This is a genomic window from Enterobacter cloacae complex sp. SHL001, from assembly GCF_049236825.1.
Lineage (GTDB): Bacteria > Pseudomonadota > Gammaproteobacteria > Enterobacterales > Enterobacteriaceae > Enterobacter > Enterobacter hormaechei_C.
Window position 1 is genome coordinate 237594 of sequence record NZ_JBMKIP010000006.1, and the last position, 21748, is coordinate 259341.

At 54.5% G+C, this 21748-nt stretch carries 21 protein-coding genes; 8 read left to right on the forward strand and 13 right to left on the reverse strand.

The genetic code is table 11. From position 1 onward, the window contains the following. Positions 1-10: 10 nt before the first annotated feature. The 9 genes from atpH to asnC form a co-directional block, all read right to left on the reverse strand. A complete protein-coding gene (atpH, locus tag ACOTYH_RS17580; RefSeq protein WP_015570151.1) occupies positions 11-544 on the reverse strand; it encodes a F0F1 ATP synthase subunit delta in 534 nt (177 codons plus the stop codon). 14 nt (positions 545-558) lie between these two features. After that, positions 559-1029 (reverse strand): F0F1 ATP synthase subunit B, encoded by a 471-nt coding sequence (gene atpF, locus ACOTYH_RS17585; RefSeq protein ID WP_003862370.1) that lies wholly within the window; start codon positions 1027-1029, stop codon positions 559-561. A gap of 48 nt (positions 1030-1077) precedes the next feature. Next, a complete protein-coding gene (gene atpE / locus ACOTYH_RS17590) occupies positions 1078-1317 on the reverse strand; it encodes a F0F1 ATP synthase subunit C (RefSeq protein ID WP_000429386.1) in 240 nt (79 codons plus the stop codon). A gap of 49 nt (positions 1318-1366) precedes the next feature. Beyond that, positions 1367-2182 (reverse strand): F0F1 ATP synthase subunit A, encoded by an 816-nt coding sequence (gene atpB / locus ACOTYH_RS17595; RefSeq protein WP_003862373.1) that lies wholly within the window; start codon positions 2180-2182, stop codon positions 1367-1369. Positions 2183-2190: 8 nt separating this feature from the next. Then, a complete protein-coding gene (gene atpI / locus ACOTYH_RS17600) occupies positions 2191-2571 on the reverse strand; it encodes a F0F1 ATP synthase subunit I (protein ID WP_003862375.1) in 381 nt (126 codons plus the stop codon). Between the two features lie 615 nt (positions 2572-3186). Continuing rightward, the gene (gene rsmG / locus ACOTYH_RS17605; RefSeq protein WP_017694037.1) at positions 3187-3810 is read right to left on the reverse strand and encodes a 16S rRNA (guanine(527)-N(7))-methyltransferase RsmG; all 624 of its coding nucleotides are present in this window, start codon (positions 3808-3810) and stop codon (positions 3187-3189) included. A gap of 107 nt (positions 3811-3917) precedes the next feature. Next, complete coding sequence (mnmG, locus tag ACOTYH_RS17610) at positions 3918-5807, reverse strand: tRNA uridine-5-carboxymethylaminomethyl(34) synthesis enzyme MnmG (protein ID WP_032668933.1); 1890 nt, start codon at positions 5805-5807, stop codon at positions 3918-3920. Between the two features lie 374 nt (positions 5808-6181). Beyond that, complete coding sequence (gene mioC, locus ACOTYH_RS17615; protein ID WP_023305124.1) at positions 6182-6631, reverse strand: FMN-binding protein MioC; 450 nt, start codon at positions 6629-6631, stop codon at positions 6182-6184. Between the two features lie 90 nt (positions 6632-6721). Beyond that, positions 6722-7180: a transcriptional regulator AsnC gene (gene asnC, locus ACOTYH_RS17620; protein ID WP_003862383.1), complete on the reverse strand. Its 459-nt coding sequence runs from the start codon at positions 7178-7180 to the stop codon at positions 6722-6724. A gap of 151 nt (positions 7181-7331) precedes the next feature. Here asnC and asnA point away from each other — a divergent pair, with 151 nt between their 5' ends. Then, positions 7332-8324 (forward strand): aspartate--ammonia ligase, encoded by a 993-nt coding sequence (gene asnA / locus ACOTYH_RS17625; RefSeq protein ID WP_003862385.1) that lies wholly within the window; start codon positions 7332-7334, stop codon positions 8322-8324. Here asnA and viaA read toward each other — a convergent pair whose 3' ends face one another. Together viaA and ravA are read right to left on the reverse strand one after the other, a co-directional pair. After that, positions 8325-9776, reverse strand: a complete 1452-nt coding sequence (viaA, locus tag ACOTYH_RS17630) for an ATPase RavA stimulator ViaA (protein ID WP_015570153.1) — start codon at positions 9774-9776, stop codon at positions 8325-8327. It abuts the gene before it with no gap. Further along, on the reverse strand, positions 9770-11266 hold the full coding sequence (gene ravA / locus ACOTYH_RS17635; protein ID WP_003862389.1) for an ATPase RavA: 1497 nt from the start codon (positions 11264-11266) through the stop codon (positions 9770-9772). Before ravA ends, viaA begins: the two co-directional genes overlap by 7 nt. A gap of 222 nt (positions 11267-11488) precedes the next feature. On the opposite strand from ravA, the gene kup reads away from it, so the two are divergent. The 7 genes from kup (at position 11489) to rbsR (ending at position 19426) form a co-directional block, all read left to right on the forward strand. Next, positions 11489-13357: a low affinity potassium transporter Kup gene (kup, locus tag ACOTYH_RS17640; protein ID WP_006808744.1), complete on the forward strand. Its 1869-nt coding sequence runs from the start codon at positions 11489-11491 to the stop codon at positions 13355-13357. A gap of 214 nt (positions 13358-13571) precedes the next feature. Continuing rightward, entirely contained in the window at positions 13572-13991 is a 420-nt protein-coding gene (gene rbsD / locus ACOTYH_RS17645) for a D-ribose pyranase (RefSeq protein ID WP_003862392.1), read from the forward strand. A gap of 7 nt (positions 13992-13998) precedes the next feature. Next, positions 13999-15504, forward strand: a complete 1506-nt coding sequence (rbsA, locus tag ACOTYH_RS17650) for a ribose ABC transporter ATP-binding protein RbsA (protein WP_015570154.1) — start codon at positions 13999-14001, stop codon at positions 15502-15504. A gap of 4 nt (positions 15505-15508) precedes the next feature. Further along, positions 15509-16474, forward strand: coding sequence for a ribose ABC transporter permease (gene rbsC / locus ACOTYH_RS17655; RefSeq protein ID WP_003862395.1), 966 nt, complete (start codon positions 15509-15511; stop codon positions 16472-16474). Between the two features lie 27 nt (positions 16475-16501). Next, the gene (rbsB, locus tag ACOTYH_RS17660; protein ID WP_126765682.1) at positions 16502-17392 is read left to right on the forward strand and encodes a ribose ABC transporter substrate-binding protein RbsB; all 891 of its coding nucleotides are present in this window, start codon (positions 16502-16504) and stop codon (positions 17390-17392) included. Positions 17393-17500: 108 nt separating this feature from the next. Then, the gene (gene rbsK, locus ACOTYH_RS17665) at positions 17501-18430 is read left to right on the forward strand and encodes a ribokinase (protein WP_015570155.1); all 930 of its coding nucleotides are present in this window, start codon (positions 17501-17503) and stop codon (positions 18428-18430) included. Positions 18431-18433: 3 nt separating this feature from the next. After that, positions 18434-19426: a ribose operon transcriptional repressor RbsR gene (gene rbsR, locus ACOTYH_RS17670; protein WP_017694038.1), complete on the forward strand. Its 993-nt coding sequence runs from the start codon at positions 18434-18436 to the stop codon at positions 19424-19426. On the opposite strand, the gene mdtD is transcribed toward rbsR, so the two are convergent. Beyond that, on the reverse strand, positions 19392-20825 hold the full coding sequence (gene mdtD, locus ACOTYH_RS17675; RefSeq protein WP_015570156.1) for a multidrug transporter subunit MdtD: 1434 nt from the start codon (positions 20823-20825) through the stop codon (positions 19392-19394). The genes rbsR and mdtD overlap by 35 nt on opposite strands. Beyond that, complete coding sequence (locus ACOTYH_RS17680; RefSeq protein ID WP_003862405.1) at positions 20822-21529, reverse strand: FadR/GntR family transcriptional regulator; 708 nt, start codon at positions 21527-21529, stop codon at positions 20822-20824. Before ACOTYH_RS17680 ends, mdtD begins: the two co-directional genes overlap by 4 nt. Positions 21530-21748: the final 219 nt, after the last annotated feature.

Below are 21748 nucleotides of genomic sequence, written 5' to 3' on the forward strand. Positions count from 1 at the left end.
TCCAGTCCCCTTAAGACTGCAAGACGTCTGCAAGGCGCTCAAGACGGCCGCGTACGCTGCCATCAATGACCATATCACCCGAGCGGATGATTACGCCTGCCATTACAGACTTATCGATTTTGCAATTCAGCTTAACTTTGCGTGACAGACGTTTTTCCATCGCGGCGGTGATTTTCGCAAGCTGTTCGTTACTCAGTTCAGTCGCAGAAGTTACTTCAACTTCAGCGGTAGCTTCACTAAGGGCACGTAAGTGCTCAAACTGCTCGAGAACATCCGGGAGCACACGGAGACGACCATTTTCCGCCATCACCTTAATCAGGTTCTGGCCGTTGGCATCCAGTTGCTCTCCGCACACGGCGATAAACGACGCGGCGAGGGTTTCAGGCGCTAACGCACCAGAAAGCAACTCGGCCATTTGTTCGTTTTTCGTCACCTCAGCGGCAAACGCCAGCATATTCTGCCAGCGATCGACATTTTGGTGTTCGACAGCAAAGTCAAAAGCTGCTTTGGCGTAGGGGCGAGCTACCGTAACAAATTCAGACATCAGCCCCTCCCTCCTTACAGTTCAGCGACAAGTTTGTCCACGATGTCGCTGTTAGCAGCTTCATCCACGGAACGTTCGATGATCTTCTCGGCGCCAGCAACAGCCAGAATCGCAACCTGCTTACGCAGTTCTTCACGAGCACGTTTACGCTCAGCTTCAATTTCAGCCTGAGCCTGTGTCACGATCTTAGTACGTTCCTGTTCTGCTTCAGCTTTGGCTTCGTCCAGGATCTGAGAACGGCGTTTGTTAGCCTGTTCAATGATTACCTGAGCTTCAGCTTTCGCTTTTTTCAGCTGGTCTGTCGCGTTGGCCTGTGCAAGGTCCAAATCTTTCTTAGCGCGTTCTGCGGAAGCCAGACCGTCAGCAATTTCTTTCTGACGTTTTTCGATGGCAGCCATTAAAGGCGGCCATACATACTTCATGCAGAACCAGACAAAGAGAATAAACGCGATGGCCTGGCCGAGGATTGTTGCGTTCATGTTCACAGCACAATACCTCTTAAATTTCTGTGGCTTGGGGTTTTAAAACAACTACTACGCGACAGCAAACATCACGTACAGACCCAGACCTACAGCGATCATTGGGATTGCATCCACCAGACCCATAACGATAAAGAACTGAGTACGCAGCAGAGGAATCAGATCAGGTTGACGCGCTGCGCCTTCCAGGAATTTGCCCCCGAGGATGCCGATACCGATCGCAGCACCGATAGCCGCCAGACCCATCATCACAGCGGCAGCCATGTACAGCAGATCCATATTCAGGTTTTCCATGACAGTCTCCAGTTTGTTTCAATTAAAACGTAGTAGTGTTGGTAAAAAATCAGTGCTCTTCAGACGCCATCGATAGATAGACGATCGTCAGAACCATGAAGATAAAGGCTTGCAGCGTAATGATCAGGATGTGGAAAATGGCCCATGGCACATTCAGAATCCACTGTGACCACCACGGCAGAAGACCCGCGATCAGAATGAAAATCAGCTCACCCGCATACATGTTGCCGAACAGTCGCAGACCCAGTGAAACAGGTTTGGACAGCAGGCTAACGCCTTCCAGGATCAGGTTGACCGGAATAAACGCCCAGTGGTTGAACGGCTGCAAGGTAAGCTCTTTCACAAAGCCGCTTACGCCTTTCATTTTGATGCTGTAGAACAGAATGAGGATAAATACGCCCAGCGCCATCGACAGGGTGATGTTCACGTCGGCAGACGGAACCACGCGCAGTGCAGGCAGGCCGAGTACGTGCTCACCGATCCAAGGTAAGAAATCGATAGGCAGGAGGTCCATCAGGTTCATCAGGAAGACCCAAACGAACACGGTCAGGGCCAGCGGAGCAATCAGTTTGCTCTTACCATGGTACATGTCTTTCACGCTGCCATGGACGAAGCCGATGATCATCTCGATGAACGTCTGGAATTTCCCTGGAACACCGCTGGTCGCCTTTTTAGCAACGCTGCGGAACATGGCCAGGAACAGAAGACCCAAAACCACCGAGAAGAACATGGAGTCGATGTTGATCGTCCAGAAGGTGGCCGGGGGGTTATGTGGATCCACCAGCGAGAATGTACGCAGGTCCAGCTGAAGGTTATTCAGATGGTGACCTATGTAATCCTGCGGCGTCATATTTTCTGAAGCCATGATGCCTTTTACCCTTTGTTATTGATTACAGCTGGAGCCAGAACTTGTACCACCAGCACCAAAACCCACGTTGCTATCAGCGGCATGAATACCACTTTCAAAACCGCCAGCGCCATCACCAGTAGAGCAAAGGTCAGCAACACCTTACACACTTCGCCGAGAGCGAAGGACCAGGCCACGCGGCCTTTGGCGGGTGTATGCGCCTGATGACGCCAGGCAAAAATCATAAACAACACGTTTGGCAGAACCACCGCCAAACCTCCGCACGCGGCGGAGATGCCCCAGAAGGGGTCTTTGAGGCTAAACAGCAGTCCACTTGCTATCACAGCCAGAAACTGAATGAACAGAAGCTTACGAGCAACGTTTCTACTCAAGAGCGACACAGACATCACGTTTTTACTCCTGCTCCCTTCGAGGTATGCCGCGTGTCGTATAAAACGTCCTTTAAGGCTCAGAGTCAAGCATCAAAAAGCGGTCAAATTATACGGTGCGTCCCCGTGATTTCAAACATTAAGTAGCGAAAAGGTGAATAAATGTTTAAATATTTTTCCCCAGTCCTATTTTTCAACTTTTGACCTAAGTGCCGACCTTCAGGCAAAACTGCAAACAGCGCGGAAACGTTGGTGATAAAGCGTGCACGAGATCACAAAATACACATTTGCGATAAAGTGGTATTTATCAAAGACGTAAAACGATTTATTTCATCTGTATGAAATTAAAGCAAAAAAATCGCAACTATTTTTAAAACAGAGCCGTATACAACAAAAACCTTTTATTGACATTCTTAATAAATATTTAACATTCCATTCTTGTTGCCTTTACCCACTTTTAGCAGGCTGATATTTTCATGGTTGATTATCCTCAGAGTGAACAACTCACTTCAGGTTAACCATAAGAAAACCCATGGTAACAACAAGGTTAAATTAACAACGGACAAAACAGACGGGATGTGCTGCTTTTTAACACGATCAGAACAGCACAAATTCCACATTTTTTATTAATTTTTAAAAAGTGTTTGGCTTAATTATCACCAGATGACGCTCACCTTCGAGCTGAGGGATCTGAAGTTTCTCAATGGATTCGACAGCAAAACCGTCCGGAAGCTGCTCGATTTCGTCCCCCGGAAGTTGCCCTTTCAGCGCATAAAAACGCCCCTTCTCCGCCGGCAGGTGTTTGCACCAGCTCACCATGTCATTGAGTGACGCAAATGCGCGGCTGATAACGCCGTCAAACGGTGGCTCAGCCGGGAACTCCTCTACCCTGCTCTGCACGGGCGTGATGTTTTCCAGCTTCAGCTCATGCTGGACCTGGCGTAAAAAGCGTACGCGCTTACCCAGGCTGTCCAGCAGCGTGAATTGACTCTCCGGTCGAACAATAGACAACGGAACGCCCGGCAAGCCCGGGCCGGTGCCCACGTCGATAAAACGTTCCCCGTTCAGATATGGCGCCACGACGATGCTATCGAGAATATGGCGAATCAGCATCTCGTTGGGATCGCGTACGGAGGTGAGGTTGTACGCTTTATTCCATTTGTTCAGCATATCGACATAGGCCACCAGCTGATTTTTCTGGTGATCGGTGAGCGAAATACCTGCCTGTTCCAGCAGACGAGAGAGTTTATTGAGCACGGTGGATACCTGTTGAGAAACTTAAGTGGCGGGTGGCGCTTCGCTAACCCGCCCTACGGGTTCAGTAGGCCCGGTAAGCGCAGCGCCACCGGGCAATTTTCAGAGCATTACGCGCTGCGGCGCAGCATACCCTGCTTTTTCAGCCACACCAGCAGAATCGAAATCGCGGCAGGTGTGACGCCGGAGATACGTGAGGCCTGGCCAATCGACACAGGTTTGTGATCGTTCAGCTTAGCGATCACTTCGTTGGAAAGGCCCGTCACCTGACGATAGTCCAGCATTTCCGGCAGCAGCGTGTTTTCGTTGCGCTGCTGTTTTTCGATCTCATCCTGCTGACGCGCGATGTAGCCTTCGTATTTCACCTGGATCTCGACCTGTTCAGCCGCTTCCGCGTCTTCAAGGCCCGGCGCGAACGCGGTCAGTTTGACCAGATTCTCGTAAGTGACTTCAGGACGACGCAGCAGATCTTCCCCGCTGGCTTCGCGCGACAGCGGTGCTGTTAAGTGAGCGTTTACTTCGGCAGCGGTTTCCGCCTGCGGATTCACCCAGGTGGTTTTCAGGCGCTGACGTTCCTGTTCGATACGCTCCAGCTTCTCGTTGAAGCGCGCCCAGCGTTCGTCATCCACCAGACCCAATTCACGGCCCACCTCAGTCAGGCGCAGATCGGCATTGTCTTCGCGCAGCATCAGGCGATATTCCGCACGAGAAGTAAACATGCGGTACGGTTCTTTGGTCCCCAGCGTGCAGAGATCGTCGACCAGAACGCCCAGGTAAGCCTGAGAACGCGCCGGTGCCCAGCCCTCTTTCTCGGCAGAGAAGCGAGCGGCGTTCAGACCGGCCAGCAACCCTTGTGCGGCAGCTTCTTCGTACCCGGTGGTACCGTTAATCTGGCCTGCGAAGAACAGACCCTGGATGAATTTGCTTTCCAGCGTCGGCTTCAGGTCGCGCGGATCGAAGAAATCGTACTCAATAGCGTAGCCAGGGCGAACGATTCTTGCGTTCTCCATGCCCTGCATTGAGCGAACAATTTGCATCTGTACATCGAACGGCAGGCTGGTGGAGATGCCGTTCGGGTAAATTTCATTTGAGGTCAGCCCTTCCGGCTCCAGGAAGATCTGGTGCTGGTTACGATCGGCAAAGCGCATCACCTTGTCTTCGATCGACGGGCAGTAGCGCGGGCCGATCCCTTCGATCACGCCAGCATACATTGGGCTGCGATCGAGGTTATTGCGGATCACGTCATGGGTTTTCTCGTTGGTATGCGTGATGTAGCACGGTACCTGCTGCGGATGCTGAGCCGCATTGCCCATGAACGAGAACACCGGCATCGGGTTATCGCCGTGCTGTTGCGCCAGCACGCTGAAATCAATGGTGCGCGCGTCAATACGCGGCGGTGTACCGGTTTTCAGGCGGCTGACGCGCAGCGGCAGTTCACGCAGACGACGTGAAAGTGGGATAGACGGCGGATCGCCAGCACGGCCACCGCTGTAGTTATCCAGGCCGATATGAATTTTTCCGTCCAGGAATGTCCCGACGGTCAGCACAACCGCTTTTGCGCGGAACTTGAGCCCCATCTGGGTTACGGCACCCACGACGCGATCGTTCTCGACGATAAGATCTTCAACTGCCTGCTGGAAGATCATCAGGTTCGGCTGGTTCTCCAGCGCGGTGCGCACAGCCTGACGGTAAAGCACGCGGTCTGCCTGTGCGCGGGTCGCACGAACAGCAGGCCCTTTACTCGCGTTTAGTATCCTAAACTGGATGCCTGCATGATCGATCGCTTTCGCCATCAGGCCGCCAAGTGCATCCACTTCTTTTACCAGGTGTCCTTTCCCAATGCCGCCAATCGCCGGATTACAGGACATTTGTCCCAGCGTGTCGATATTGTGTGTCAAAAGCAGGGTCTGCTGACCCATTCGCGCTGCGGCCATTGCGGCCTCAGTGCCTGCGTGACCCCCGCCAATGATGATGACGTCAAAAGGATCCTGATAAAACATGGTGGTCTGCCTCGCGTAAAGCGGTATGAAAATGGATTGAAGCCCGGGCCGTGGATTCTACTCAACTTTAGTCTTTCGAGAAAGCATTGGGATCCTGGGCTATTAAAAAGAAGATCTTTTTATTTAGAGATCTGTTCTATTGTGATCTCTTATTAGGATCGCAGACCTCTGTGGATAAGTCCGATCCCATAAATAAGATCATGCAGTTAGGAAGGATCGTTTGCTGTGAATGATCGGTGATCCTGGACCGTATAAGCTGGGATCAGATCGCCACTTTATACACAGGTCAAAAACTAAACCAACGTTGTTCTTTGGATAACTACGGCTTAATACGAGCTTTTAACCAGAGTTATCCACATCTGATCGCACGATCTTTAATCGTTTTTGAGTAATTTTTTCCATTCCGCGAGCCAGATCTCGGCTGGATCTTCGGGAATGTCATGATCGAGGATGTTGATCTTCAGCGTTTCACCCAGCTGTTTTGCTCCGCAGGCGGTCACCGCAGCTTCTACTTTCTCTATGGCGCCACAGAAAGTGTCATATTCACGGCTGCCGATCCCCACAGCGCCAAACCGGACGTTTGACAGATCGGGCTGTTGTTCCAGCAGTTCGTCATATAAAGGTTGCAGGTTATCCGGCAGATCGCCCGCGCCGTGCGTGGAGGTGATCAGCAGCCAGACCCCGTCAGTCGGGAGATCTTCCAGCAGCGGTCCGTGCAGCGTTTGTGTAGAAAAGCCCGCATCTTCCAGCTTCTCAGCCAGATGTTCCGCTACATATTCAGCACCGCCCAGGGTGCTGCCGCTGATAAGAGTAATGTCCGCCATTGATCGCTCGCTCAGATAAAGAGGCGGCCATTGTACGCTGTGAACGAGCTGGGATCTACCTGTGGAAAATGTGGGAATGAAATTGCCCGATCACGGGCGGATAGTACGCATGATCGGGTTTTGCAGGGAGATCAGGGTTTCGGTGGACTGAATTTCATCGATTGTTTGGATCTTGTTGATAAGTACCTGCTGGAGGGCGTCAATGGATCGGCACATCACCTTTATAAAGATGCTGTAGTGCCCGGTGGTGTAGTACGCCTCGGTGACTTCATCCAGCGCGTTCAGTTTCTCCAGCGCGGAGGGGTAATCTTTGGCGCTTTTCAGAATAATGCCAATGAAGCAGCAGACGTCGTAGCCAAGTTGCTTCGGGCTGACATCAATGCGTGCGCCGGTGATGATCCCGGCCTGCTTCATTTTCTCGACGCGAACGTGAATGGTCCCCGGGCTGACGCCAAATTGTTTCGCCAGTTCGGCATACGCGGTGCGTGCGTTGGCCATTAGCGCTTCCAGAATGCCGCGGTCCAGATTGTCGATCTGATAATTTTCCATAGGTTTTTCTTATGAAGATTAATGATTCCCTCTATTCTAGCGTCTTATTTTAACGAATCAAAAGTGAAGGCGGCTTTTTGTTGATGGGTTATTGAATTAAGCGCCTGTTCTGTTGCTTAATCAGTATCAACAGGACGCAGGAGTATAAATAATGAAAACCGCTTACATCGCAAAACAACGCCAGATCAGTTTCGTAAAATCCCATTTTTCCCGCCAGCTGGAAGAGAAGCTTGGCCTTATTGAAGTTCAGGCGCCGATTCTGAGCCGCGTGGGTGACGGGACGCAGGATAACTTGTCTGGTTGCGAAAAAGCGGTACAGGTAAAAGTGAAAACACTGCCAGACGCCCAGTTCGAAGTGGTTCATTCCCTGGCGAAGTGGAAGCGTCAAACCCTGGGACAACACGACTTCAGCGCGGGCGAAGGGCTTTACACGCACATGAAAGCCCTTCGCCCCGATGAAGACCGCCTTTCCCCGATTCACTCTGTCTACGTTGACCAGTGGGACTGGGAGCGCGTAATGGGAGATGGCGAGCGTCACGTCGGTACGCTGAAATCCACTGTTGAGGCGATCTACGCCGGGATCAAAGCAACCGAAGCGGCCGTGAGCAAAGAGTTTGGTCTGGCACCGTTCCTGCCGGAAACGATCCACTTTGTTCACAGTCAGGAATTGCTGAGCCGTTTCCCGGATCTGGATGCCAAAGGCCGTGAACGCGCGATCGCCAAAGAGCTGGGCGCGGTATTCCTTATCGGCATTGGCGGGAAATTGTCTGATGGTAAACGTCACGACGTCCGTGCGCCGGATTACGATGACTGGAGCACCGTGGGCGAAAGCGAATATGCCGGTCTGAACGGCGATATTCTGGTCTGGAACCCGGTTCTGGAAGATGCGTTTGAACTCTCTTCGATGGGGATCCGCGTGGATGCTGAAGCACTGAAGCGTCAGCTGGCCGTGACCGGTGATGAAGATCGTCTGCAACTGGAGTGGCACCAGGCACTGCTGCGCGGTGAAATGCCGCAGACCATCGGCGGTGGGATTGGCCAGTCTCGTCTGACCATGCTGCTGCTGCAACTCTCTCACATTGGTCAGGTACAGTGTGGGGTCTGGCCGCAGCAGGTACGTGAGAGCGTCGGTTCTCTTCTTTAATTAACGTCGCCAGCGTCTGAGCAGGCGGCTACGCAACCCGGTATCAAAGCGCCAGATGTGATCGAAGATGCGCATGATGCCGGGTTTTCCATGTGCAGACATCGCCACGGCATGGAAACGGTGCTGGTGCACGCGCTGCATCTCCTTCACTTTATTCACGACGTCGTCCGGCAGCCGCTGGGCGATAAAATCGGAAATCACCACCGCATCCGCGTCGTACCAGTCTCCGCCCTGCATGCGCTCAATGATGCTGCGAAAACAGCTGGCCAGATCGGTGCCGCCGCGAAAGCGCTGGCTTAAAAAGCGGATCGCCTGCTCCAGCCCCTGTGGGCTGGTCAGTTCATACCCAACAACTTCGCTGGAAAAGAGCATGATGTAGCAGCGACGACGATCGGCAAGCGCCACGCGCATCAGAGCCAGGCAGAACGCTTTTGCACACTGTTCATTAAAGCCCCCCATCGATCCAGACGTATCGACGCAAACAATGAATGGGCCGCGCGGTTGCTCATCAAAATCCTGGTGTACCACCGGACGCTGGCTGATCTTCTCGCGCCAGGCTTCGCCATGCAGTCGATAGGTAATGAGCTGTTTTTCCACCAGCCGACGATAAAACTCATACTCCAGTTCGGTCATGCCCAGCGTGCTGAGTTCCGTAGGCAGCAGGCGCAGGATGTCATCGCTTTGCTGTAGCCCGTCCACCTGCTCCGGTACGGTGGAGGGTTCGCGTACCAGCGTACGGAAGGTCTCCATCGGCGCATCTTTCTTTGGGACCGACCGGGCCTCCCGGGAGCGGCCGAGCTGTTCTGCAAGCTTCATCAGCTCCGGCTGTTGCGCCAGAAAGTCGCCGTACTTCACGATCAGCTGATAATCGCCCCGCTTTAACTGGCCGGCACTCATATCCCAGAGTCGACCGGCGGCGTTTTCATTCTCCACCAGCACCTGTTCTAACTGGCCGCTCAGGGTCATTCGCTCCTGGACTTCACTGAGCAACTGTTCGCGCTCTTCGTCCAGCAACTGCTGATTAAGGGCCGTGGCCTGGACCACAAGGCTCAGACGCCAGCGCTGTAAAAACAGCGTATGCAGGGCGGGAGTAAAGCTGGGGTTGTCCGTGACCAGCGCTCTGGCCTGGCTGGCAAACGGGGAGTGAACGTTATCAAGCAGCGTCAGGGTTTGCTGTAGCTGGGCAATAAACTGCGGCGTTGAAAGCCGCTGGCACTGCTGGTAACCAGCCACTTCCTCTGTCAGTTCCGGCGGGACTTCCGTCTCCTTAAACCGCTGTCGCAGGTTATCGCGCCAGCGGGGCAGATCGTCCGTCATTGCTTTTCGGAGCTTCGGGAATTTTTCAAAGAAGGCCGCCAGCTGCGGTGAAGCGAGCAGGGTAATGACGACCTCTTCGATCAACCCTTCCTCGCTAACCGCCAGCATGACGTTGAGCGTGTCCAGCGTTAGCATTGACGCGCCTGTTTGATCTGCGCGCTGACATCCTGCAAGCTGGCTTCAATGCGACCTAACCAGTCGCTATGGATAAAGAGGCATTTCTGCTGCTCGCTGAAGCGCGTGTGCTGCTGATGCCATTCGTTATCCAGCGCGTCGAGCTGCTGTTTAATCTCCTCCGGAACAGTATCGGAGGCCGTGCCCGGCAGCGCCAGGCGCGATCCCTGAAGGCTGACGTCACGGATCACAAGGTGCTGGCTGCTGTCGACTTCCATCGACAGCGGCTGTGCAAAGCCTATACCGTTGAGTTTACCGCGGATCTCACCGCCTTTATCCAGCCACTGAACCAGCGCAACGCGTTCGATCGTCACGTGCACAACCTGCATATCATGAAGCTTCAGCGGTTGCTGAAGAAGAAGCGTGAGCGAGGCGTCAGTCAGCCCGGCGGGCAGTTCATAGTGCGGTTTACGGGCAAACATCCCGCCAAGACGGTTCACCTTCAGCGCGGTTTTGTCACTTTGCTGCTGCTGGAGCTGAAGGCGACGTTGGGCAATCGCCCCCAGCTGATTGAGCATCGACTGCTGACCCCACGCGTGTCCGGTCATCAAAACGTCCAGCTGCTGCTGCATCAGGTTCATCCCTTCTGCGTCATGCCACAGACAATCTTTCAGCAGGATCAGATCGATTGGAGCGACAGCATCGCGGCCGCTAAACAGCGCGCTTGCCTGGAGCAGGCGAATGGCTTTTTTCCAGCGACGATCGGAGACGTACGGCGCGGAGGGCAGTAAATCAAGCTGCTGGCGCAGCATAAAGATCAGCTCAAAAACGGGATCGGGCAATTTTATCTTGCCGATCTCCTCCTGCCACTGGTGGTATTCCTCGTCCGTGACCTGCAATGACGCTGCCACCGGGTTTTCGTTTTCATCCTGCTGGCTTACCAGCATGGAACGGAAGTTTGATTTATCCTGGACTTTATCCAGCCACAGACGGATCAGCATACGGTCATACAGCGCTTCCAGGCTGCTGTCGGCTTCGGGCAGTTCGTTAGATGCGGCCACCAGCAGGCGCATGGGGATCTTCTCTTCGCTGGCGCCGTTGCGGAAGCGGCGTTCGTTAATTGCCGTCAGCAGGGTATTCAGAATGGCCGGGCCGGCTTTCCAGATCTCATCAAGAAAGACAATTTCCGCTTCCGGAAGATAGCCCGCCGTCAGACGTTCATAGCGTCCCTCATCTTTTAACGCCTGAATGGAGAGTGGGCCGAAAACTTCTTCCGGCGTGGAGAAGCGCGTCATCAAATACTCGAATGCGCGCGCGTTCTGGAAAGCGAATTTGAGGCGGCGTGCGATCAGACTTTTGGCAATGCCCGGCGGGCCCAGCAGAAATACGCTTTCCCCACTCAGCGCCGCCAGTAAACAGAGGCGAATGGCGTGGCTACGCTCGTAAAGGCCTTTCTCCAGCGCACTGCTGAGGCGGGAAATTCTTTCTGCTAATAAATGTGAGTGAGCCATAATAGTTTTGCATCCTTTCGCCGTCGTGGCGGCTAATTGAAGCGAGTATAGACGTTTCGGTCTGGCCTGGTAATAGGCTGAAGTGCGGCGCTATTTTCTTTGCGCTACATTAATGCGGCTGCATTTAGGGGTACGATTTTGCATTGAATCGTGCATACTGTGCGCTTTTTGTGGGCCAAGGGACTAAGCACACATTTGTTATTCAAACGAAAAGACTAGTCTATGAGCACTGATAATAAGCAATCATTACCCGCTGTAACGCTTGCGGCGATCGGGGTTGTCTACGGTGATATCGGCACCAGCCCGCTTTATACGCTTCGTGAATGTCTGTCCGGTCAGTTTGGTTTTGGTGTAGAGCGTGACGCCGTATTTGGTTTCCTCTCGCTCATCTTCTGGCTGCTGATCCTGGTGGTCTCCCTTAAGTATCTCTCTTTCGTAATGCGGGCTGATAACGCGGGCGAGGGCGGTATTCTGACCCTGATGTCCCTTGCCGGGCGCAATACGTCTGCAAGAATGACCTCCGTGCTGGTCATCATCGGCCTGATTGGCGGCAGCTTCTTCTATGGAGAAGTCGTGATTACGCCGGCGATTTCTGTAATGTCGGCCATAGAGGGGCTGGAGATTGTCGCGCCACAGCTTGATACGTGGGTGGTGCCACTCGCTATTATCGTGCTGACATTGCTGTTTGCCATACAAAAACACGGTACCGGGCTGGTGGGTAAGCTGTTCGCGCCTATTATGCTGGCCTGGTTCCTGATCCTGGCGGCGCTGGGCTTACGCAGTATTATCGCCAACCCGGATGTCCTGCACGCGCTGAACCCAATGTGGGCGGTGCATTTCTTCCTTGAATATAAAGTGGTGTCGTTTGTGGCGCTGGGCGCGGTGGTGCTGTCCATTACCGGTGTTGAAGCGCTGTATGCGGATATGGGCCACTTCGGGAAACTCCCTATTCGCGTCGCCTGGTTTAGCGTGGTCTTGCCTTCACTGGTGCTGAATTACTTCGGTCAGGGCGCGCTGCTGCTTGCACACCCTGAAGCGATTAAAAACCCGTTCTTCCTGCTGGCGCCGGACTGGGCGCTGGTTCCGATGCTGATCCTGGCGACGCTGGCGACGGTCATTGCCTCTCAGGCTGTCATTTCCGGCGTATTCTCCCTGACGCGTCAGGCCGTGCGTCTGGGATATCTCTCCCCAATGCGCATTATCCATACCTCGGAGATGGAGTCTGGCCAGATCTACATTCCCTTCGTCAACTGGCTGCTCTATTTCGCGGTGGTGATTGTTATCGTCAGCTTTGAGCACTCCAGTAATCTGGCGGCGGCGTACGGTATCGCGGTAACCGGAACGATGGTGTTGACCTCTATTCTCTCCACCACCGTGGCGTACCGTAACTGGCACTGGAATAAGTTCCTCGTGGGGCTGATCCTGGTTGGCTTCCTCTGCATCGACGTGCCGCTGTTCTCTGCGAACCTCGACAAGATTGTCTCCGGCGGCTGGCTGCCGCTGACGCTGGGTCTGGTGATGTTTATTGTGATGACGACGTGGAAGAGCGAACGTTTCCGCCTGCTGCGTCGTATGCACGAGCACGGTAACTCTCTTGAGGCGATGATCGCCTCGCTGGAGAAGTCCCCACCGGTGCGCGTGCCGGGCACGGCGGTGTATATGTCTCGCGCGCTGAACGTGATCCCGTTTGCGCTGATGCATAACCTCAAGCACAACAAAGTGCTGCACGAGCGCGTGATCCTGCTGACGCTGCGTACCGAAGATGCGCCGTACGTTCACAACGTGCGTCGCGTACAGATTGAACAGCTGTCCCCAACCTTCTGGCGCGTGGTGGCAAGCTACGGCTGGCGCGAAACGCCGAACGTGGAAGAGGTGTTCCACCGCTGCGGTCTGGAAGGCCTGAGTTGCCGCATGATGGAGACGTCGTTCTTTATGTCCCATGAGTCGCTGATCATCGGCAAGCGCCCATGGTATCTGCGCCTGCGCGGCAAGCTGTATCTCATTCTGCAACGTAACGCCCTGCGTGCGCCTGACCAGTTTGAGATCCCGCCTAACCGCGTGATTGAGCTGGGGACGCAGGTCGAGATTTAACCCTTCTGAATATGCCGGGTGGCGCTGCGCTTACCCGGCCTACCAGACCCGTAGGCCCGCGCAAGCGTAGCGCCGCCGGGCAATTTTCCTCTATTGCATTTCACTTAGCGAAACGTTTCGACGTTGATCACAAATCCGTTACGTCATGATGGTTTTCTGAACACTTCTGCGGCTACACTGTTTTTAGCGAAACGTTTCGCTAGTGGAGCAAAAAATGAAGAAAGGCACAGTACTCAACTCAGAAATCTCATCGGTGATTTCCCGTCTTGGGCATACCGATACGCTGGTGGTTTGCGATGCAGGCTTACCGGTTCCGCGCAGCACAACCCGTATCGATATGGCGTTAACGCAGGGCGTACCCTCGTTCATGCAGGTACTGGAAGTGGTCACCGCGGAGATGCAGGTTGAGGCGGCCATTCTCGCGGCGGAAATCAAACAACATAATCCGCAACTCCACGAAACGTTGCTCAGCCACATTGAGCAACTGCAACAGCACCAGGGAAACACCATAGAAATTCGTTACACAACGCACGAGCAGTTCAAACAACAAACCGCAGACAGTCAGGCGGTGATTCGCAGCGGGGAGTGCTCCCCGTATGCGAATATCATTCTCTGTGCTGGCGTCACCTTCTGAGGCCATCATGGACGCATTACTGCAACTCAAAGGGATCGATAAGTCGTTCCCGGGCGTAAAAGCCCTCTCCGGTGCGGCGCTGAACGTCTATTCCGGGCGCGTCATGGCGCTGGTGGGCGAAAACGGCGCCGGCAAATCCACCATGATGAAAGTGCTGACCGGTATCTACCAACGCGATGCCGGTTCGCTGCTGTGGCTGGGTAAAGAGACCACCTTTAACGGCCCGAAATCCTCTCAGGAAGCGGGCATCGGCATCATCCACCAGGAGTTGAACCTGATCCCGCAGCTCACCATTGCGGAGAACATCTTCCTCGGCCGTGAGTTCGTGAACCGGTTTGGCAAAATCGACTGGAAAACCATGTATGCCGAAGCTGACAAACTGCTGGCGAAGCTGAATCTGCGCTTTAAGAGCGACCGACTGGTGGGCGACCTTTCCATCGGCGATCAGCAGATGGTGGAAATCGCGAAGGTGCTGAGCTTCGAGTCGAAGGTCATCATTATGGATGAACCGACCGACGCCCTGACCGATACCGAAACCGAATCCCTGTTCCGCGTGATCCGTGAGCTGAAATCCCAGGGCCGCGGCATTGTCTATATCTCACACCGCATGAAAGAGATCTTCGAGATCTGCGACGACGTCACCGTCTTTCGCGACGGGCAGTTTATTGCCGAGCGCGAAGTGGCAACCCTGACCGAAGATACCCTGATTGAAATGATGGTGGGACGTAAGCTCGAAGATCAGTATCCGCATCTGGAGAAAGCGCCGGGAGAAATCCGCCTGAAGGTGGATAACCTCTGCGGGCCGGGCGTGAATGACGTCTCCTTTACTCTGCGCAAGGGCGAGATCCTTGGCGTCGCGGGCCTGATGGGCGCGGGGCGCACCGAACTGATGAAAGTGCTCTATGGCGCACTGCCGCGCACCAGCGGCTACGTTACCCTTGACGGCCATGAGGTGGTCACCCGCTCGCCGCAGGATGGCCTGGCGAACGGCATTGTCTATATTTCCGAAGACCGTAAGCGCGACGGCTTAGTGCTGGGCATGTCGGTGAAAGAGAACATGTCCCTGACGGCGCTAGGCTATTTCAGCCGCAGCGGCGGCAGCCTGAAACACAAAGATGAGCAGCAGGCGGTCAGCGATTTTATCCGTCTCTTTAACGTTAAAACCCCATCGATGGAGCAGGCGATTGGCCTGTTGTCCGGCGGGAATCAGCAGAAAGTGGCGATTGCCCGCGGGCTGATGACGCGCCCAAAAGTGTTGATCCTTGATGAACCTACCCGCGGCGTGGACGTGGGCGCGAAGAAAGAGATCTATCAGCTGATTAACCAGTTCAAGGCCGACGGTCTGAGCATCATTCTGGTCTCTTCCGAGATGCCAGAGGTATTAGGCATGAGCGATCGCATTATCGTCATGCATGAAGGGCATCTCGGCGGTGAATTCACTCGCGAGCAGGCCACCCAGGAAGTTCTGATGGCTGCCGCTGTGGGCAAGCTTAATCGCGTGAATCAGGAGTAAGAAGATGACTACCCAGGCTGTTTCTGGTCGCCGCTATTTCACAAAGGCATGGCTGATGGAACAAAAATCGCTGATTGCCCTGCTGGTGCTGATCGCGATTGTCTCGACCATGAGCCCCAACTTTTTTACCGTCAATAACCTGTTCAACATTCTTCAGCAGACCTCCGTCAACGCCATTATGGCGGTGGGGATGACGCTGGTGATTTTGACCTCGGGTATCGATCTGTCCGTCGGTTCCCTGCTGGCCCTCACCGGCGCGATCGCCGCGTCGATTGTTGGTATTGAGGTCAACGCGCTGGTGGCCGTTGCCGCTGCCCTGGCGGCAGGTGCGGCAATTGGCGCCGTAACCGGCGTGATTGTGGCGAAAGGTCGCGTTCAGGCATTCATCGCCACGCTGGTGATGATGCTGCTGCTGCGCGGTGTGACCATGGTGTACACCAACGGTAGCCCGATTAATACCGGTTTTACCGATAACGCCGATCTGTTTGGCTGGTTCGGTATCGGTCGCCCGCTGGGTGTCCCGACCCCGGTCTGGATCATGGCTATCGTCTTCCTGGCGGCATGGTACATGCTGCACCATACCCGTCTGGGTCGTTATATCTATGCGCTGGGCGGTAACGAAGCGGCAACGCGCCTGTCCGGTATCAGCGTTAATAAAGTCAAAATTATCGTTTACTCCCTGTGCGGCCTGCTGGCGTCTCTGGCGGGCATCATCGAAGTGGCGCGCCTCTCTTCCGCGCAGCCAACGGCGGGTACGGGCTATGAGCTGGATGCCATCGCGGCAGTGGTTCTGGGCGGTACGAGCCTTGCGGGTGGTAAAGGTCGCATTGTTGGGACATTGATCGGCGCACTGATCCTCGGTTTCCTGAATAATGGTTTGAATTTGTTAGGTGTTTCCTCCTATTACCAGATGATCGTTAAGGCAGTGGTGATTTTGCTGGCGGTACTGGTAGACAACAAAAAACAGTAACTGACGACACTACAGGACATCTTAGATATGAACATGAAAAAACTGGCTACCCTGGTTTCTGCTGTCGCGCTGAGCGCAACCGTAAGTGCTAACGCCATGGCGAAGGACACCATCGCGCTGGTTGTCTCTACCCTGAACAACCCGTTCTTCGTCTCCCTGAAGGATGGCGCGCAGAAAGAAGCAGATAAACTGGGCTACAACCTGGTGGTGCTGGATTCTCAGAACAACCCGGCGAAAGAGCTGGCTAACGTTCAGGACTTAACCGTTCGTGGTACCAAAATCCTGCTGATCAACCCAACCGATTCCGACGCGGTCGGTAATGCCGTGAAGATGGCAAACCAGGCTAAGATCCCGGTCATCACCCTTGACCGTCAGGCAACGAAAGGGGATGTGGTCAGCCACATTGCGTCTGATAACGTACTGGGCGGTAAAATCGCCGGTGACTACATCGCGAAGAAAGCAGGTGAAGGCGCGAAAGTGATCGAGTTGCAGGGTATCGCCGGGACTTCCGCAGCCCGTGAACGTGGTGAAGGCTTCCAGCAGGCTGTAGCGGCGCACAAATTCAACGTGCTGGCGAGCCAGCCGGCAGACTTCGACCGTACAAAGGGCCTGAACGTCATGCAGAACCTGCTGACCGCGCATCCTGATGTGCAGGTGGTATTCGCACAGAACGACGAAATGGCGCTCGGTGCGCTGCGTGCGCTCCAGACTGCGGGTAAATCAGATGTGATGGTTGTCGGATTTGACGGCACGCCGGATGGTGAAAAAGCAGTAAATGATGGCAAACTGGCTGCGACCATCGCTCAGCTGCCTGAGCAGATTGGCGCGACTGGCGTGCAAACTGCCGATAAAGTGCTGAAGGGCGAAAAAGTTCAGGCCAAATATCCTGTTGACCTGAAACTGGTCATTAAGCAGTAAAGGCGATTCAGGCAGTCGCTGGCTGCCTGAGGGACACCAAATAAAAGAAAAGTGTGGCATACGCCACCGGGTAAGACCGGTGGCGCTCTCAGATGGACACCTCAATACATGAAAACCGCAGGCAACCTCGTCGTCCTTGGCAGTATCAATGCCGATCACATTCTTAACCTTGAAACGTTCCCCACTCCGGGCGAAACCGTCACTGGCAATCAGTATCAGGTGGCGTTCGGCGGTAAGGGCGCAAACCAGGCGGTTGCCGCCGGACGCAGCGGGGCGAATATCGCGTTTATCGCCTGTACAGGTGATGACGATACCGGCGAGCGCGTACGCAAACAGCTGGCAAGCGACAACATCGACATTGCACCCGTCAGCGTGGTTGCAGGGGAATCTACCGGCGTGGCGCTGATTTTCGTCAATGCGGAAGGTGAGAATGTCATCGGTATTCATGCGGGGGCTAATGCCGCGTTAACGACTGAACGCGTCGAAGCGCAGCGTGGAATCATCGCCGGAGCGGAAGCCCTGCTGATGCAGCTGGAGTCACCGGTTGAAAGCGTGCTGGCCGCCGCGAAAATTGCGCATGAAAATCATACGTCTGTCGTACTTAACCCTGCGCCTGCCCGTGTATTATCAGATGAGCTGCTGGCGCTGGTGGATATCATCACCCCGAACGAAACCGAAGCGGAAAAGCTGACGGGTATCCGTGTCGAAAATGATGACGATGCAGCGCGTGCCGCGCTTGCACTGCATGAAAAAGGCATCGGCACCGTAATCATCACCCTCGGCAGCCGTGGGGTGTGGGCTAGCGTCAATGGCGAAGGCCGTCGCGTACCGGGCTTTAAGGTCAAAGCCATTGATACCATCGCCGCAGGAGACACCTTCAACGGTGCACTGGTAACGGCGCTGCTGGAAGGAAAAGCAATGGATGACGCGATCCGCTTCGCGCATGCCGCCGCTGCGATTGCGGTGACGCGTAAAGGCGCTCAGCCTTCTGTTCCATGGCGTAAAGAGATTGATGAATTCTTAAGTCAGCAGGGGTAACGCTTGGCCACAATGAAAGATGTCGCCCGTATGGCGGGCGTTTCTACCTCGACTGTCTCCCACGTAATCAATAACGATCGCTTCGTCAGCGAGGCGATTCGGGAGAAAGTTGACGCTGCAATTAAAGAACTCAACTATGCGCCGTCTGCGCTGGCCCGCAGCCTGAAGCTCAACCAGACGCGCACCATCGGCATGCTGATCACGGCCAGTACCAACCCTTTTTATTCTGAACTGGTGCGCGGCGTGGAGCGCAGCTGCTTCGAGCGCGGCTACAGCCTGGTGCTGTGCAATACCGAAGGCGATGAGCAGCGCATGAACCGTAACCTGGAAACGCTGATGCAAAAACGCGTCGACGGGCTGCTGCTGCTCTGTACCGAAACGCATCAACCCTCGAAAGAGATCATCCAGCGTTATCCTTCTATTCCCACGGTGATGATGGACTGGGCGCCGTTCGACGGCACCAGCGATCTGATCCAGGATAACTCGCTGCTGGGCGGCGATATGGCGACTCAGCATCTGATCGATAAAGGTCATACCCGCATTGCCTGTATTACCGGCCCGCTGGATAAAACCCCGGCGCGCCTGCGTCTGGAAGGCTATCTTTCGGCCATGGAACGGGCGGGGCTTGCCATTCCTGATGGCTATCGCATCACCGGCGATTTCGAATTTAACGGTGGATTTGAAGCAATGCAGAAACTGCTGGCGCAAGAGCTGCGCCCGCAGGCGGTGTTTATCGGTAACGATGCGATGGCATTCGGAGCTTATCAGGCGCTGTATCAGGCGGGATTACGTGTTCCGGACGACATGGCGATCGTCGGTTACGATGATATCGAACTGGCGCGCTACATGACGCCGCCGCTGACCACCATCCATCAGCCGAAAGATGAACTGGGCGAGCTGGCCATCGATGTGTTGATCCACCGCATGGCCCAGCCCACGCTGCAACAGCAACGTTTGCAGCTTACTCCTGTTCTGATGGAACGCGGTTCGGTTTAGCCTTCTCTTTGTGACGCTCTTTAATCAGGTTCCGGCCGTCTTTTGGTTTTAACAACATAAAGACCACCGCCGATACCACGGTAAGCGCGCCCATAGTGATAAAGGTATAGTGGAACTGCTCAACGGTATTAGTTCCCTCGAACCCTTCATAAAACCGCAGTACCGCCGCGCTCACGGCAACCCCGAGGCTGATCGACAGCTGTTGAGTGACCGCCAGTACGCTGTTGCCGCTGCTGGCATTCTCGTCGGTGAGGTCCGCAAGGGTGATGGTGTTCATCGACGTAAACTGCGTCGACATGGCCATACCCAGCACAAACAGCGGCAGGATCAGCATCCAGATTGGTAACGCCGCAGATTGCAGGGAGAACTGCGCAATCATCAATCCGATAAAGATCGTCACGCCAACCAGCGTCTTACGATAGCCAAACCAGCGCAGCACCTGCGTGACCGTCGATTTTGCCAGAATTGAGCCCATCGCCGTGGGTGCCATCATGCAGCCAGCAATCAGGGCCGGATAGCCGAAACCGACCTGGAGCATCAGCGGCATCAGGAACGGTACGCAGCCCGTGCCCAGACGCGAGGCAATATTGCCCGCGATCCCGACGGAGAACGTTCGGGTGTTAAACAGAGATAAAGAGATAAGCGGTGTCGGATGGCGACGCGCATGACGTATATATAGAAGGAACAGCAGAATACCGCTGAGGATGACGGCCAGCGCCAGCCACGTCGCTACGATTTTCTCGCCAAACAGCTCCATCCCGCTGGAGAACAGGACCAGGCTCAGGCCAAACAGGAAGAAACCACCCATATCGAAGCTGCGTCTTGGCGTGGTGAAGTTCGGCATATATTTGCGGGCATAAATCAGCCCTGCCACACCAATCGGAATATTAATCAGGAAGATCCAGTGCCAGCTAGCCCAGGTCACCAGTACGCCGCCGAGAACCGGGCCAAGTATCGGGCCGACCAGGCCAGGCATAGTCACAAAGTTGAGCACCGGGAGCAGTTCGCTGCGCGGATAGGCGCGTAATAACGCCAGACGCGCGACGGGCATCATCATCGCGCCGCCTATCCCCTGTAGAACGCGGAAGATAACCAGTTCCGTCAGCGAGGTGGAGAGGGCGCAAGCCAGAGAACCGAGCGTGAACAGCGTCACCGCCAGCATGAACACTTTGCGTGTGCCAAAACGATCGGCTAGCCAGCCGCTGACCGGAATAAGCATCGCCACCGTCAGGGTGTAGCTGATGATGGCGGATTGCATCGCCAGCGGGGAGCGGTTAAGGCTTTGGGCTATGGCGGGAAGGGCGGTATTGAGGATAGTGGCATCCAGTGCCTGCATAAAGAACGCCATGGCTGCAATCCACGGCAGTCCGGCCATACTGCGTGCTTTTTTCTCTGTCATTTATTTACCTGCTGGTGGGTTGGCGCGGCCAGCAACGCCTGGCACGCACTCAGGGCTCGCTGCCCGTCGCTCTCCTGAATGGCATCGACTATCGCCTGATGCAGATCCAGCTTCACCACCTCATCCTGCGTGATAGAGGTAAAGTAAGTGTGGTACACAGAATGGAATAAAGAAGCAAAGGAGGTCAGGAAAGGATTTCCGCTCATATTATAGATATGTTCATGCCAGGCCATATCGACCGCTATCCAGCGCTCGCGGTTAAAGTGCTTTTTCAGATCCACCATCTCTTCCATCAAAGTATTGAGCTGCGCTTTTTGCTCGGCTGTGCCGAGCGTGGCGGCAAGCAGGCAGGCCTGAGGCTCAAGACTGCTGCGCATGACCAGAAAGTGATCGACGACCTGATTAAAGTTATCTTCGGTCATCCACCAGGTGAGTAACTCCTGATCGAGAAAGTTCCAGTTTCCCTGAGGCATAACGCGGGTGCCAATGCGCGGACGTGGAAGCACCATCCCTTTCGCCGTTAATGTTTTTACCGCTTCGCGAACGGCGGTACGGCTAACGCCAAACTGATCTCCCAGCTCCATCTCGCTGGGCAGGATGCTACCTGGAGCATATTTACCCGCTAAGATCAGCTGCGCCAGTTTCTCTGCCAGCACATAGGACAGGTTTTTTTGAGCTGCCAGCTGTTGTGCGCTTAATGGCATCGCTTTTATTCCTTAAATATTGATGCGGTTAATTATGCCATCTCAGGTGTGATTGTGGTTGCAGATACATCAAATAGAACAATTTGTAGCTTGAACTCATCGCTTTTGGTGAAAAAAAACACGGTCAGAAACTTTTTTTAAATTTCCTCTTGTCACTTCAGAAGAACTCCCTATAATGCGCCTCCACTGACACGGAACAACGGCACGCAAGCCGCCGGG